The following is a 14,283-nucleotide window of genomic DNA, read 5'->3' as shown; positions in this document are numbered from 1 at the left end:
CATAACGCACATACCGTCACCGCACCCCGCCGATGGCGGCCCACCCCAGGGCCCTGCGGCGGGGTGCGTGCTAGCGTCACGAATCGGGGCAGGTCGTCGGCCGCCGGGACACGGCCGCGAACTGGACGGAAAGCAGCCGCCAACACCGTGGAACGCGGCCGAGAACAGAAGACGGGACACGGGGAGTGCCTTCAGGTGGCCACAGCGGAGCCGACACACGCCGACGACGCCGATCCGGGCCCGGTAGCCGGCCCGCGAATAGCCATGCCGCCGGCAGCCGCGGACGCCACGGAGCGTAAGCCCGTCGACCGGCTGCTGCTGGCCGCGGAGCCGCTGCGCCGGCAGCTGCTGCGCCATCCGGTGCTGTCGGTCACCGCCCTCGCCGGCGTCCTGCACATCATCTGGTTCTTCACGTTCGCGAACAGCGGCGGGGATCTCGCGGCGCAGGACGCCTGGGCCGAGTTCGTCGGCCGGCACCCGGACTCGGCGTACAACCTCGCCTGGTACGGCGGCATGCACCCGGTGTCGTACAGCGTGGTCTCGCCGTACCTGATGTCGCTGATCGGCGTCCGTACGACGATGATGCTCGCCGGCACCGTCTCGGCCGGCCTGCTGACCCTGCTGCTCATCCGCAGCCGGGCGGTGAAGAACCCGCTGTGGGCCGCGCTCGCCGGGGTGTTCGCGCTGATCTGCAACGCGCTGTCCGGACGGGTCACCTTCGGGCTCGGCACGATGTTCGCGCTGGCCGCGGTCGGGGCGGTGTTCTGCTGGCCGTACCGCTGGCGGTACAAACGGTGGGCGAAGGCGCTCGTCGCCGCGCCGTTCGCCGCGCTCGCCACCATGTCCTCGCCCGTGGCCGGGCTCTTCGTCGGCCTGGTCGCGGTCGCGCTGTTCCTGCAGAAGCGGCGGCCGGGCGCCTGGGCGCTGGGTCTGGCGCCCGCGGCGGTGGTGGCGGTCTCCGCCTGGCTGTTCCCGTTCTCCGGCACCCAGCCGATGGGCTTCGGCTCGGTGATCATGCCGCTGACGTACGGCCTGCTCTGCCTCTTCCTGGTGCCGAAGGAGTGGAAGACGGTCCGGCTGACGGCGGCCGTGTACAGCCTCGGCGTGGTGCTGGTGTGGCTGGTCAGCTCGCAGATCGGCTCGAACATCTCGCGGCTGCCGATGCTGTTCGCGGGCGCGACGCTGATCGCGGCCCTCCCGTACACGGTCCCGCGCTCGCGCAGGTACTACACGGTCGTCCTCGCCTTCCTCGGCGTCTGCGGCTGGATCAGCTACAAGTCGGTCGACGACATCATCCACACGACGCCGACCGCGTCCTGGGCCCGCGAGCTCGCCCCGCTGGTGCACCAGCTCCAGCAGGTCGGCGCCGAGAAGGGCCGCGTCGAGGTGGTCCCGGCCCGCTCGCACCGCGAGGCCTCGGCTCTCGCGCCGTACGTGAACCTGGCCCGCGGCTGGAACCGCCAGGCCGACATGGAGCGCAACCCGCTCTTCTACGACGACAGCCTCAACTCCGCGAACTACCACGAGTGGCTCCAGCGCTGGGCGGTGCACTTCGTCGTCGTGCCGAAGGACAACCCCGACGGCGACGGCGGCGGCGACCGGGAACGCGCGCTGGTGCAGCGCGGGATGCCGTACCTGAAGCAGATCTGGGGCGACGCCAACTGGCAGCTGTTCCGGGTGACCGACCCGGTGCCGCTCGCCGAGCCCGACGCGGTGGTGGACAGCGCGGAGCAGGGCGAGCTGACCATCGAGGTCCGCAAGGCCGGGCGGATCCTGATCCGGATCCCGTACTCGCCGTGGCTGAGCATCGTCGACGCGGACGGCAAGAGCCTCAAGGCGCCCCGGGAGACCGAGGCCTCCAAGCACCGGGCCGACGGTGAGCCGAAGACGTACACCAACGTCAACGGCTGCCTGATGGAGACGCCTGAGGACGCCAAGGGGGACAAGTGGACGATGCTGCTGGCCCCGCGGGCCGGGACGTACCGGCTGGCGTCGCCGTACCAGCTGCCGCGGGGGACGCCGTGCCCCGACGAGCTGAAGTGACCGGCCACCACGCCTGACATGACACAGCAGATGACAGCCGGATGGACCAGTTTGACTGTCTGGGTCAACTCCTAGCTTTCGCATACCTTCCCAGCTCAGCACGGTGATTCAGAAGACCATCGAGCTCTCCCATCGCTCCCGTTCGCCCATTTTCTTTACTTTTTACTTGACTCTCAATGACGGGCTCAGTTGACTGAATGGCGTTGATTCGTCGGCCGAGGAGGCAGCGCAGTCATGGGGGACGAGACGTTAGGGATAATCCTGGCGGGAGGCCGGGGCGAACGCGCCAAGCCGCTCACCCTCGCCTCCGCGGACTACATCCGCAGCAAGGCGCTCATCCCGTTCGCCGGCCGGCCGGTCATCGAGTGGCTCGTCGAGAACTGCCGGGACCAGGGCATCCGCCGCTTCCACGTGGTCGCCCAGGGTGCCGAGAACCACAGCCAGATCAAGCTCGTGCTGGGCCGCGGCGAGCGGTTCGGCGTCGAGATCCACTACTCCCGGGCCCGGCTCGACCGCTACAACGTCGGCTCGGGCGCCGCCACCCTGCACAACCTCGAACGCTGGGACCTGACCGGCCGCGCCCTGGTCATGCCGGTCGACTCCGTCTTCGAGTTCTCGCTCCCCCGGCTGGCCGACGCGCACGACGCCGCCGACGCCGTCGTGACCGTCGCCTCCGTCGCCCGCACCGCCGAGGAGATCGCCGGCAAGTACGGCGTGATGCAGACGTCCGCGGACGGCACCGTCTCGGGCTTCCTGGAGAAACCCGACCTCGACCGCATCCACCGCCTCTTCCCCGAGACATCGTTGCCAGGCAACGGCTTCACCCTGCCCACCAACGCGGGCATGTACCTCGTCGACTGCGGGCGCCTGCGGCTGGCGGCCCGCACCCCCGAGATGATCCGGCTCGCCCAGCAGCGCCTCGACTGGGGCGGCGACCTGCTGCCCTGGCTGGTCCGGCGGGGCCTGCCGGTGGCGGCCGCGCGCATCGAGCGGCTCGGTGACCTGGGCAGCATCCCGGACTACCTGGCCACCCTCGGCGACGTGCTGCGCGGCCGCTACCGGTGGATGAGCCGGGCCATGGGCGCGCCGGTGAGCACCGACCCGCCGTACTGGATCCACGAGTCGAGCCTGCGCACCAAGGACAGCGTGCAGGGCACGACCCTCGCCCAGAAGATCTCCGAGGGCAGCGTGGTGCTCGGCCCCGCCGTGCGCATCGGGCGGAACGCCGAGATCGGCCCCGGTGTGAAGCTGCGGTACACGGACGTCGGCGACGACGTCGACATCGACGAAGGGGCCCGGCTCAGCCGGTCGGCGATCGGCGACGGCGCGGTCGTCGGGGCGCACGCCCGCATCACCGACTCGTACGTCGGGCCCATGGCGCAGGTGCACTCGGCCCGCGACAACCCCGTCCGGCTCGTCCACTCGGCGATCGGCGAGGCGGCCGACCTGCGGCCCGGCACCCGGCTCTCGGGGGTGAGCGTCTACCCGCGGCTGCGGGTCCCCGCCGTCACCGGACTGCCCTCCGGCACCCATCTGACCAGCTCCGACGACATCCTGCGCTGGATCTGACGCGATCCGGCCGGACCCGAACGGATCAAGCACACGCCCTGACGCATCCACCTGCTCCTTCCCGCACCCCAATCGTCCGGCTCGTCTACAGCCTGGGGAGTTTTCTCGATGGACAGCCCGATCGCAGTCATAGGAGGGACCGGCCGGGTCGGCCGGCTCGTCACCCGCCGGTTGCTGGCCCGGGGCGAGACCGTCCGGGTCATCGGCCGCAGCACCCAGCGCGCCCGGCGGCACATGCCCGCGCAGGCGCAGTACTTCACGGCCGACGTCCGCGACCCCGGCACGCTCCGCACCCCGCTGCACGGGTGCGCCGCGGTCGTCTACGCCGTGGAGCCGGGCACCGACGCCGCCGGCCCGGACAGCCCGGAGTCGACCCTGCACGGCGGTGTCCGGCACGTCCTCGACGTCCTGGGCGCGGCCCCGGCCGGCCGGCACTTCGTGCTGGTCAGCCAGCGGCACGTCACCCGCAGGGACCACCCCATGAACGCCTACGGCAGGATGCTGGACTGGCGGCTGGCCGGCGAGGACGCGGTCCGCTCCTCGGGCCTGCCCTACACGGTGATCCGGCCCGGCTGGCTGACCGACGAGCCCGGCCACGGCGTGCTCCACCTGGAGCAGGGCGACGTGGGCGACGGGTACGTGGCCCGCGAGCATGTCGCCGAGGCCTGTGTCCGGGCGATCGACTCGCCCACGGCGCACGGCGTGACGTTCGAGATGCGCAGCGAGGCGGGCCCGGCCTCCGGTCCCGTGCCCTGGGACGAGCTCTTCACCGGGCTGCGCGCCGACGCCCCGGCCGGGACCAGGGCGGTGTTCGCATGAGCGCCCCGACCGAGGCCCAGGACCAGCCGGCCGCCACCACGACGACCACGAATGCCGCGAACGAGTACATGACCCTGCCCGCCGACCAGGCTCCCGACACCCTCGACCTCGTCCAGCCGGGGGTCACCCCGGGCCACCCGCAGCCGCTGGGCAGCACCGTCGACGCCGACGGGGTCAACTTCTCGGTCTTCTCCGAGCACGCCACCCGCGTCGACCTGCTGCTGTTCGAGCACTGCGACAGCCCGCAGCCCTACCGGACGGTCCGGCTGCACCCCGAGCGGCACCGCAGCTTCCACTTCTGGCACTGCCATGTGCAGGGGCTCGGCGCCGGCCAGGTCTACGCGTACCGCATGGACGGACCGCGCGACCCGGCCGCCGGGGGCAGCCGCTTCGACCACCGCAAGGTGCTGGTCGACCCCTACGCCCGCGCCAACGTCAACAGCCGCTGGGAGCGGACCCGCGCGATCGGCCCCGGGGACAACGTCGAGCACTCCATGCGCAGCCTGGTCGTCGACCTCGACGACTACGACTGGGAGGGCGACACCCCGCTGCGCACCCCGATGGCGGACACCGTCGTCTACGAGATGCACGTCCGCGGCTTCACCGCCTCGCCGACCTCCGGCGCGGAGCACCCGGGGACCTTCTCGGCCGTCATCGACAAGATCCCGCACCTGAAGGAACTCGGCGTGACCGCGGTGGAGTTGCTGCCGGTCTTCGACTTCGACGAGACCCAGGTGCTGCGCACCGGACCGGCCGGGACGGAGCTGCGCAACTACTGGGGCTACGACCCGTACGGGTTCTTCGCCCCGCACACCGGGTACTGCTCCAGCCCCCATCTGGCCACCCACATCACCGAGTTCCGCGACATGGTGAAGGCGTTCCACAAGGCGGGCATCGAGGTCATCCTCGACGTGGTCTTCAACCACACCAGCGAGGGCAACGAGTTCGGGCCGACGATCAGTTTCCGGGGCGCCGCGAACGAGGCCTACTACCACCTGTGGCCGCAGGACCGCTCCCACTACATGGACTTCACGGGGTGCGGCAACGCGATCAACGCCAACCACCCCATCGTCACCAAGTTCATCCTGGAGTCGCTGGAGTACTGGGTCTCCGAGCACCACGTCGACGGCTTCCGCTTCGACCTGGCCTCGGAGCTGTCCCGCGGCCCGATGGGCTACGAGATGGCGGTGCCGCCCGCGCTGTGGGCGATCGAGCTGTCGCAGATCCTGGCCGAGACGAAGATCATCGCGGAGCCCTGGGACGGCGGCGGGCTCTACCAGGTGGGCCGCTTCCCCGGAAAGCGCTGGGCGCAGTGGAACGGCCCGTTCCGGGACGACGTACGGCGGTTCGTGCGCGGTGACGCGGGCATCGCCGGCGAGGTCGCCTCCCGGCTCGGCGGCTCGGCCGACCTGTTCGCGCCGCAGGAGGAACTGCCCACCAACAGCATCAACTTCGTGACCTGCCACGACGGCTTCACCCTCAACGACCTGGTCAGCTACAACACCAAGCACAACCACGCCAACGGTGAGGCGGACGCCGACGGAACCAACGAGAACTACAGCTGGAACTGCGGCTCCGAGGGCCCCGCGGACGACCCGGAGGTCGAGGGGCTGCGGGTGCGGCAGGTCAAGAACCTGCTGTCGGTCCTCATGCTCAGCCGGGGCGTGCCGATGCTGCTGGCCGGGGACGAGTTCCGCAACAGCCAGGCCGGCAACAACAACGGCTACTGCCAGGACGGGCCGCTCTCCTGGCTCGACTGGGACCAGGCCGACAAGGAGCGGGAGACCCTCGGGTTCACCCGCGACGTCATCGGGCTGCGCAAGCGCTACCGCACCTTCCGGGAGCCGCAGTTCTTCTCCGAGCGGCTCAACCCCCGTCTCCTGCCGGACATCACCTGGCACGGCACGCGACTGCACCAGCCGGGCTGGGAGAACCCCGACGCCCACGTGCTGGCGTGCACGTACGGCGGTTTCGACGGCGACCCGGACCTGCACCTGATCCTCAACATGTACCACCTGGGCCTCGAGTTCGAGCTGCCCGAGCTGCCCGGCCACCGCTGGCACCGCGTCCTGGACACGGCCCGGCCGGCCCCGTACGAGATCCTCCCGCCCGGAGCGGAGGAGCCGGTCGACGGTCCCACCTATCACGCTCAGGGCCGCAGCGTCGTGCTGCTGGCGGCCCTGCCCGACGAGAAGGGCACGCGACGATGAGCGCACTCTCCCAACGGCGTATCACCTCCGACACCCTGGCGGGCTACGTCACCCACTACAGCCCCACGAGGCGCATGTTCGGCCTGCGCAGCCCGGACGGGCGGGAGTTCACGGTCCACCTGACCCACAACGCCGTCTCCCGCATCGTCCGCAACCTCGGCGACTCCTACCACGACACCACGGCCCAGACCGTCGACATGCTGGCCGAGGGCCGGTTCCTGTTCGCGTACGGGATCCTCTACGAGTGGGAGGGCGGCGCCCGCTTCGACGCGAAGGAGATCACCTTCCCGGAGGAGAGCCGCGGCCAGTACGTCTTCGAGCACCCGAACTGGTGGGTGCAGCAGGCCGCCGCGATCGCCGACTTCTACCTGCGCGGCCAGTTCCCGGACGGGAACTACGACTGGCGCAACTTCCGCACCCACCTCACCCTCAGCGGCACCCACTTACCGGACTTCCACGGGCAGGACGTACGCCAGGAGACCGACACCATCTCCCGGCTGGTCTACGGGCTGGCCACGACCTACCTGCTGACCGGCGAGGACCGCTTCCTGGAGGCCGCCGAGTCCGGCACCGCGTACCTGCGCGAGCACATGCGGGTGGACGACCAGGCCGACGGGATCACCTACTGGTACCACGGCATCGACATCACGCCGAACGGCCACCGGCCGGTCTTCGCCTCGGAGTTCGGGGACGACTACGACGCGATCCCGATGTACGAGCAGATCTACGCGCTGGCCGGGCCCACCCAGACCTTCCGGATCACCGGCGACCCGAAGATCCTGAACGACATCGACCGGACGGTCGCCCTGTTCCAGAAGTACTTCCGGGACCCGGTCGAGGGCGGCTTCTTCTCGCACCTGGATCCGATCTCCCTCGACCCGGGCGCCGACTCGCTGGGCCGGAACAGGTCCCGCAAGAACTGGAACTCGGTCGGCGACCACGCCCCGGCCTACCTGATCAACGCCTACCTGGCGACCGGCCGTCCGGACTTCGCCGCGCTCCTGGAGGAGACCGCGGACACGATCGTCAGGCGGTTCCCGGACGAGCCCAACTCCCCGTTCGTGCAGGAACGGTTCCACGCCGACTGGAGCCCGGACCGCACCTGGGGCTGGCAGCAGGACCGCGCGGTGGTCGGCCACAACCTGAAGATCACCTGGAACCTGACCCGCATCAAGGCCCTGCACGACAAGCCCGAGTACCTCGCCACGGCGGAGCGGATCGCCGAGCTGATGCCCTCGGTCGGCAGCGACGGCCTGCGCAGCGGCTGGTACGACGTGGTGGAGCGGCAGCCCGACCCGGACAGCGGCATCCACCGCATGGTCTGGCACGACCGCAAGGCCTGGTGGCAGCAGGAGCAGGCGATCCTCGCGTACCTCATCCTGGCCGGCACCACCGACGACCCCGAGCACCTGCGGCTGGCCCGCGAGGCGGCGTCGTTCTACAACGCCTACTTCCTCGACTACGAGGACGGCGGGGTCTACTTCAACGTCCTCGCCAACGGCATCCCGTACCTGCTGGGCACCGAGCGGCTCAAGGGCAGCCACGCGATGGCGGGCTACCACGCGCTGGAGCTCTGCTACCTGTCGGCGACCTACACCGGCCTGCTGCTCGGCAACGACCCGGTGACCCTGCACTTCCGGCCGCGCCCCGACGACCTCCCGGAGCGGCTGCTGCGGGTGGCGCCCGACCTGCTGCCGGCCGGCTCGGCCGAGCTGACCCGGGTGTGGGTGGACGGGCAGCCGTACCAGAACTTCGACGCCAAGGACCTGACCGTGCGGCTGCCCGAGGGCACCGAGCCGGTGCGGGTGCGGGTGGAGCTGGAGCCCGCGCAGATGCGGCTGCGGATGCGCAGCGAGTTCGACGGCGGCACCGCGCACATCAGCTGCCGCGGTGTGATCGACGCCGCCGAGCTCGGCAAGTTCCGCCGGATCCTCGGCGAGGTCATGGCGGCCACGCCCGGGCGGGTGGAGTTCCACCTGTGCGAGACCAGCGAGATGTGCCGGTCCGCCATCAACGAGCTGCTGTTCCAGCGCACCAAGGCGGGGCTCGACGTCGACTTCGTGATCGTGGGCTGTGCCCTGCCGGAGGTCGCCGACGCGCTGCTCGCCACGGACGCCTTCCTGCTGGAGGGTGGTGACGACTGCAACCATGAGTGATCTCGCGACCCTCGCACTCCCGTTACCGTCCGTGCGTACCCCGGGTGCCCCGCCCGGTGCCCGCGACCTGCCGGCCTACTGCGGCGAGCTGTTCGGCCAGTTCACCCGGGCCGACCAGCGGCGCTGGGGGGAGGTCTACCTGCGCGGCCTGCTGGCCGTGCCCGGCCGCAAGACGCCGGCCCGGATCACCGAACAGGTGCTGGGGCGGCGGGCGGTGCAGCAGATCCAGCAGTTCGTGAACCAGAGCCCCTGGGCGTCCGCGCCGGTGCGCGGCCGGCTGGCCGGGCAGATGGTCCGGTCCTTCCGGGCCGAGGCCTGGTCGGTCGACGAGGTCGTCTTCGCCAAGAACGGCGACCGCTCGGTCGGCGTGGCCCGCCAGTACGCGACCTCCCAGGAACGCACCGTCAACTGCCAGCTGGCGCTGGCGACCTCGCTGGTGGGGCACGCCGGCGGGGTCCCGGTGAACTGGCGGCTGGTGCTGCCGACCCGCTGGGACCGCGACGAGGGGCTGCGCGGCCAGGCCCACCTGCCGGAGCACGAGCGCTGCCGTCCGCGGTGGAGCTACGTCCTGGAGGCGCTCGACGAGATGCTCGACGAGTGGTCCCTGGAGCCCCTGCCGGTGCTGGCCGACTGGCGCGGCGACGGGGACCCCGACCCCCTGCTGCGGGGTCTTGAGGCCCGCGGTCTCGGCTATGTGGTCCAGGCATCGCCGCACACCCCGGTGCTCTTGCCCCGCGGCCGGGCCGGCGGTACCGGCGGCACCCTGGCCGACCTCGCCGCGCACGCCGCCCGGCACACCGAGCGGACGTCGGTGACCTGGCACGACCCGGTGACCGAACGCATGTGGCACTCGGAGTTCCTGACCGTTCCCGTGCTGCTGCGGGCCGAGCGCTCCCCGGAGGGCGGCCCGAGTGCCGCGCCCCGGGCGCGGATGCTCATCGCGGACTGGCCCTACGGCCGGCCGCAGCCGCGGGCCTACCGGCTGACCAACCTGCCGGTCCGGCGGCTCGCGGAGATCGTGCTGCTGGCCCGGCTGCGCAGGTTCGCCGGTGAGGCGCTGGGCCGGATGCACGACGAGTTCGGCCTCGGCGACTTCGAGGGCCGCTCCTTCCGCGGCTGGCACCACCACGTGACGCTGGCCTCGGCCGCGCTCGGCTTCGACATGGTGCGCCAGCAGGCCGACGAGAGAGCCCTGAGCACACCGCATGCCTGAACAGCCCCACCGCAACAGCCACCACAGCCACGACGGCCCCGTGCGAACACATCCGCACGGGGCCGCCGTGCGCCCGCCACCACCCGACACCACCGCACATACGAACCCGCCCCCGACCGCCCCGGACACTCCACCGCGAGCCCCCGCCGATTCGGCTCCGCACGGGACCGCCGTGCGCGCGCTGCCGCCCGAGACCGCCGCACGCACGAACCCGCCGCGGACCGCCCCGGACACTCCGCCGCAGGCTGCCGCAGGTTCGGCTCCGCACGGGACCGCCGTGCGCGCGCTGCCGCCCGAGACCGCCGCACGCACGAACCCGCCCCGGGCCCCCGCAGGCGTCCTTCCGTTCCCGGGCGCCCCGTGCTCACTTCTCCCAGCCGACCTTGGCGAAGTCGATGTCGCCGAGGCCGGGGACGCCGTAGTTGGCGAGGCCTTTGCGGACGGCGAGGATCTGGGGGCGCTGGTAGAGCTCGATGTCGTGGCCGAGGCGCCAGATCTGTGTGTCCGCCTGGTTGTAGAGGCGCTGTGCGGCCCGTTCGTCGAGGGTGCCTGCGGCCCGGTCGAGGAGTTCGTCCACCTGCGCGGAGCCGACCCGGCCGTAGTTCTCGAAGACCTGCCCGCCGGCCGGGCGCCGGTAGACGGCGTAGGCGGAGCTCGGGTAGGTCAGCCCGGTGAACCGGAAGATGGCGAGGTCGAAGTTGCCCTTGTCGAGGTACTGCGGGCCGTAGGCGGTCGCGGGCACCTTCTCGATGTCGACGCGGACCCCGGCCCTGGCCAGCATCTGCTGGACCAGCTGGGCCAGGTCCTCGCCGAGCCGGTTGGTGCCCTCGCTCAGCACCAGGCGCAGGGTGAGGCTGCGGCCGTCCTTGACCCTCGGCTGCCCGGCGCCCCGGCTGTGCCAGCCCGCGCGGTCCAGGGCGCGCTCGGCGGCCTTCAGGTCGAAGCGGCCGTACGGGCCGGAGTCGTCGGCGTAGCCGGGCTGGTTGGTCATGAAGAAGTGGTTGCCGAGCAGCGGCACCTTCACCGGCAGGCCCGAGGCCGCGACCTCGGCCAGCGCCGGGCGGTCCACGGCCTGCTGGAGGGCGTTGCGCACCGCCCGGTCGGCCAGCGGCCCGCTCGCGCCGTTCAGCGTGATGTGCACCTCGTCCCAGGCCGAGCCGACCCGGATGGCGGTGTCCGGCGCCTTCGCCAGCTGGGCGTAGGCCTCGCTGGTGGCGGCGTTGACGACGTCGACCTCGCCGTTGAGGAAGGCCTGCAGCGCGGCGTCGGGGTCCAGGACGCGGAAGACGATCCGGTCGAGCCGGGGCCGGGTGCCCCACCAGCCGGAGTCCGGGACGAGGGTGAGGGTCTGTGCGGTGCGGTCGACGGAGGCGAGCCGGAAGGGGCCCGCGGTGACCGGGAGCCGCCCCTGCCAGTCGGAGTCGAAGTGCCGCGGGCTGTCGTAGGCGACGGCCGGGAAGAGCGGCGTGAAGAGCCTGCGCCAGTCGGCGTACGGCTTCTTGAAGGTGACCTCGACCTCGTGCGCGTCGGCGCCCCGGCGGACGCCGGCGATCCGGTCGTAGCCGCTCGGGTCGGCGACCAGGTACCGGTCGTCGCCGCCGCCCACCGCGTGCCACTGGGCGGCGAAGTCCCGCCAGCTCAGGGCCGTGCCGTCGGACCAGCTGGCCTTCGGGTTGAGCCGGTAGGTGACGACCTGCCGCGAGCCGGCGGTGGAGACGGTGGCGGAGGTCAGGTAGTCCGTGACGATCCGGGGGACGCCCTCCGCGTCGCGGGTGAAGAGCCGCGGCTCCGTCATCGTGTCGACGGTCCACACGTCGTCCAGGGCGCCGTCGACGTGGTTGAAGTTGAACTGCGTGATCATCTGGGTGATCGGCACGGTCAGGGTCCCGCCGGAGCGGAGGTCCCCGGACGGCAGGGCGTTGATGTCGTAGGTGCCGTAGGTCGGCAGCGCCTGGTGCCGGGAACCGTCTTGCCCGCCGGACGCGGTGCATCCGGTCGCCGTGAGGACGATGAGCGCCCAGACGGCCACCCATGCGGGCCATCCCCGTAATCGCTCCACCTGTCAGCCTCTCCGGCGTCACGGGACCGCCAACTGCCCTCAATGCCCTGGGAATTGCGGCGTCGGAGCTTAACATCACGGTGTTTCCCGCACATGAAGAGAAGGCAGACTCCCCTCCGTCAGGAGTGCCATGTTCTTCCTGGTCGCCAGGCGCCTGGCCCGCTGTGTCGTCCTGTTCCTCGTCTCCCTGGTCCTCTCCTACGCCCTCGCCTCGACCGCGCTCGACCCCCGCGCGTACTTCGAGGACCGCAGACCCCCGCCGCCGGCCCGGGTGGTCGACCGCGAGCTGTCCCGGCTCGGCATGGACGACCGCGCCCCGCTGCCGGAGCGCTTCGCGCACTGGGCGGACCGCGCCGCCCACGGCGACCTGGGCCGCACCATCGACGGCGACTCGGTGAGCGCCGAGTTCGGCCGCCGGATCGGCGTGTCGGTACGGCTGCTGCTGGTGGGCACGGTGGCCGGTACGGCCCTCGGCACGCTGGCCGGGGTGTGGGCGGCGGTCCGGCGCGGCGGGCTCGGCGACCGGGCGCTGGCCGGGTTCTCCTTCGCGGTGCTGTGCGTGCCCACCTTCGTGCTGGCGCTGCTGCTGAAGACCGGGGCGCTCGCGGTCAACCGGGCCGCGGGCGGCACCGTCGTCAAGTACACCGGGGAGCACACCCCCGGGCTGCAGGGCGACTGGACCGTCCACCTGCGGGACACCGCGGTCCACCTGGTGCTCCCTGCGCTCTGCGTGGCGCTCGCCGCGATCGCCCTGTACAGCCGCTACCAGCGGGCCGCCACCCTGGACGTGCTCGGCACGGACTACCTGCGCACCGCCCGCGCCAAGGGGCTCACCCCGGGGCGCGCGCTGCTGCGGCACGGGCTGCGGATCTCGCTGGTGCCGATGACGGTCTTCTTCTCCTTCGGCGTCCTCACCCTGGTCACCGGGGCGGTGTTCACCGAGCGGGTCTTCGGCTGGCCCGGCATGGGCAGCTGGCTGATCGACTCGGTGGAGAAGGGGGACGTGAACTCGGTCGTGGCGGTCGACGGCTTCGCCGCGGCCGTCGTGCTGCTGGCGGGGCTGGTCGCGGACGTCCTGCACGCGCTGCTCGATCCCCGGGTGCGGGAGCCGTGAGAGCGGGGCGGGGCGGGTGGGGCAGGCTCGGGCGGGGCGGGCGGGGCATGCGCGGGCGGCGCGGGCGGGCCGTGCTCGGCCGGCTGGTCCGGCACCCGGGGGCGCTGTGCGGGCTCGCGCTGCTGCTGGCCCTGGTGGGGCTCGCGGCCCTGGGGCCGTACGTGTGCCGGTGGTCCTACACGGACGTCGACTACACCGCGCTGCGGCAGCCGCCGGACGCCCGGCACTGGATGGGCACGAACCGGATCGGGCAGGACGTGTTCGCCCAGGTCGCGCACGGGCTGCGGAAGTCGCTGCTGATCGGGGCACTGGTGGCCGCGGTCGCCACCGGGCTGGCGGCGGCGGTGGGCGCCTGCGCGGGCTACTTCGGCGGCTGGACCGACCGGTTGCTGATGCTCGTGGCGGACCTGCTGCTCGTACTCCCCGGCTTCCTGGTCCTCGTGGTGCTCGCGCCGCGCCTGCGGCGGTGGGGCTGGCTCGCGCTGGCCGGGCTGCTCGCCCTGCTGGGCTGGATGGTCACCGCGCGGGCGGTGCGCGGCATGACGCGCTCGCTGAAGGAGCGGCAGTTCGTGGTGGTGGCGCGGCTGACGGGGGTCGGGCCGGTGCGGATCATCTGGCGGCACGTGCTGCCGCACCTGGCCTCCTTCCTGGTCACCGACGCGACGGTCACGGTGGCCGGGGCGGTGGTCAGCGAGGCCGGGCTGTCCTACTTCGGCTTCGGCGTCCAGCCGCCCGACGTCTCCCTGGGCACGCTGATCGCGGACGCGTCCGACGTGGCCCTGGTGTATCCGTGGATGTTCTTCTTCCCGGCGGGCCTGCTCGTCGCGTTCGTGCTCGCCGTCAGCCTCCTCGGCAACGCCCTGCGCGACGCCCTGGACCCGACGACGGTCCGGCCCGCCGGGCCGCCCCGCGGTGCCGTGTCGGGGCTGGCCTGATGGGCATGGGCGCGGGTGCGGGTGGGGGTATGGGCGCGGGTGGGGGTGGAGGCATGGACGCGGGTGCAGGTGGAGGCATGGACGCGGGTGCAGGTGGAGGCATGGACGCGGGTGCAGGTGGAGGCATGGACGCGGGTGCAGGTGGAGGCATGGACGCGGGTGCGG

9 protein-coding genes are annotated in these 14,283 nt (G+C 72.0%); 8 read left to right on the top strand and 1 reads right to left on the bottom strand.

What is annotated here, in order from left to right; genetic code table 11:
* The first annotated feature begins 195 nt into the window (after window positions 1-195).
* The 6 genes from ACGF5O_RS21430 (at window position 196) to ACGF5O_RS21405 (ending at window position 10,010) form a co-directional block, all read left to right on the top strand.
* Window positions 196-2,043 (top strand): MFS transporter, encoded by a 1,848-nt coding sequence (locus tag ACGF5O_RS21430; protein WP_393811432.1) that lies wholly within the window; start codon window positions 196-198, stop codon window positions 2,041-2,043.
* A 234-nt stretch (window positions 2,044-2,277) separates the two neighbouring features.
* Complete coding sequence (locus ACGF5O_RS21425) at window positions 2,278-3,612, top strand: sugar phosphate nucleotidyltransferase (RefSeq protein WP_393811431.1); 1,335 nt, start codon at window positions 2,278-2,280, stop codon at window positions 3,610-3,612.
* 108 nt (window positions 3,613-3,720) lie between these two features.
* Window positions 3,721-4,431 carry an SDR family oxidoreductase gene (locus tag ACGF5O_RS21420; protein WP_362599806.1) on the top strand — a complete coding sequence of 237 codons (711 nt, stop codon included), beginning with the start codon at window positions 3,721-3,723 and terminating at the stop codon, window positions 4,429-4,431.
* Window positions 4,428-6,641 (top strand): glycogen debranching protein GlgX, encoded by a 2,214-nt coding sequence (glgX, locus tag ACGF5O_RS21415; RefSeq protein WP_393811430.1) that lies wholly within the window; start codon window positions 4,428-4,430, stop codon window positions 6,639-6,641. Before ACGF5O_RS21420 ends, glgX begins: the two co-directional genes overlap by 4 nt.
* The gene (locus ACGF5O_RS21410) at window positions 6,638-8,797 is read left to right on the top strand and encodes an AGE family epimerase/isomerase (protein WP_393811429.1); all 2,160 of its coding nucleotides are present in this window, start codon (window positions 6,638-6,640) and stop codon (window positions 8,795-8,797) included. Before glgX ends, ACGF5O_RS21410 begins: the two co-directional genes overlap by 4 nt.
* 31 nt (window positions 8,798-8,828) lie before the next feature.
* Entirely contained in the window at window positions 8,829-10,010 is a 1,182-nt protein-coding gene (locus ACGF5O_RS21405; protein ID WP_393811428.1) for an IS701 family transposase, read from the top strand.
* A gap of 364 nt (window positions 10,011-10,374) precedes the next feature.
* On the opposite strand, the gene ACGF5O_RS21400 is transcribed toward ACGF5O_RS21405, so the two are convergent.
* Window positions 10,375-12,039: an ABC transporter family substrate-binding protein gene (locus ACGF5O_RS21400; protein ID WP_393811427.1), complete on the bottom strand. Its 1,665-nt coding sequence runs from the start codon at window positions 12,037-12,039 to the stop codon at window positions 10,375-10,377.
* Window positions 12,040-12,199: 160 nt separating this feature from the next.
* On the opposite strand from ACGF5O_RS21400, the gene ACGF5O_RS21395 reads away from it, so the two are divergent.
* Window positions 12,200-13,183, top strand: a complete 984-nt coding sequence (locus tag ACGF5O_RS21395) for an ABC transporter permease (RefSeq protein ID WP_393811426.1) — start codon at window positions 12,200-12,202, stop codon at window positions 13,181-13,183.
* Between the two features lie 47 nt (window positions 13,184-13,230).
* Complete coding sequence (locus ACGF5O_RS21390) at window positions 13,231-14,118, top strand: ABC transporter permease (protein WP_393811425.1); 888 nt, start codon at window positions 13,231-13,233, stop codon at window positions 14,116-14,118.
* The last annotated feature ends 165 nt before the right edge of the window (window positions 14,119-14,283 follow it).

Source organism: Streptomyces sp. NPDC048291 (assembly GCF_043201715.1).
GTDB lineage: Bacteria > Actinomycetota > Actinomycetes > Streptomycetales > Streptomycetaceae > Streptomyces.
Note: the sequence above shows the minus strand (reverse complement) of the source record. Positions and strands in the feature narration are given on the sequence as shown.

What these genes read in the sequence shown, in the direction of transcription:
- ACGF5O_RS21425 (WP_393811431.1), top strand. Translation starts at nt 2,278, where the DNA reads ATGGGGGACGAGACGTTAGGGATAATCCTGGCGGGAGGCCGGGGCGAA.
- ACGF5O_RS21420 (WP_362599806.1), top strand. Translation starts at nt 3,721, where the DNA reads ATGGACAGCCCGATCGCAGTCATAGGAGGGACCGGCCGGGTCGGCCGG.
- glgX (WP_393811430.1), top strand. Translation starts at nt 4,428, where the DNA reads ATGAGCGCCCCGACCGAGGCCCAGGACCAGCCGGCCGCCACCACGACG.
- ACGF5O_RS21410 (WP_393811429.1), top strand. Translation starts at nt 6,638, where the DNA reads ATGAGCGCACTCTCCCAACGGCGTATCACCTCCGACACCCTGGCGGGC.
- ACGF5O_RS21395 (WP_393811426.1), top strand. Translation starts at nt 12,200, where the DNA reads ATGTTCTTCCTGGTCGCCAGGCGCCTGGCCCGCTGTGTCGTCCTGTTC.
- ACGF5O_RS21390 (WP_393811425.1), top strand. Translation starts at nt 13,231, where the DNA reads ATGCGCGGGCGGCGCGGGCGGGCCGTGCTCGGCCGGCTGGTCCGGCAC.